Genomic DNA, 305 nt, shown 5'->3' with positions numbered 1-305 from the left:
GGCTGCCCGCCGTGCGGCTGGACTGGTTCGACGCCGACAACACCGCGACCGCCCGGCAGGCCATCGCGGCGACCGGGCCGGACCTGGTGGGCCTCGTCGTCAACCTGCTGACCCCGCTGCTCAACGCGGTGCTGCTGCCGCTGGCCGTCGCACTGGCACTGTTCGCGGTGGCGCCGTGGCAGCTCGGCGCCGCGGCGCTGGCCGGGGTGGTGGTGCTGCTGGCGGCGATGGCCGCCTCGGGCCGGCTGAGCAGGCAGGCCGACCGGGTGGCGGGGGATTCGAACAGCGCGCTGACCGAGCGGATC

At 76.1% G+C, this 305-nt stretch carries 1 pseudogene; it reads left to right on the top strand.

Annotated features, from left to right (window positions below):
- A pseudogene (locus tag Q2100_RS30910) lies at nt 1–305 on the top strand (iron ABC transporter permease); the annotation flags it as partial.

This window comes from Mycolicibacterium arseniciresistens (genome assembly GCF_030519285.1).
GTDB lineage: Bacteria > Actinomycetota > Actinomycetes > Mycobacteriales > Mycobacteriaceae > Mycobacterium > Mycobacterium arseniciresistens.
Note: the sequence above shows the minus strand (reverse complement) of the source record. Positions and strands in the feature narration are given on the sequence as shown.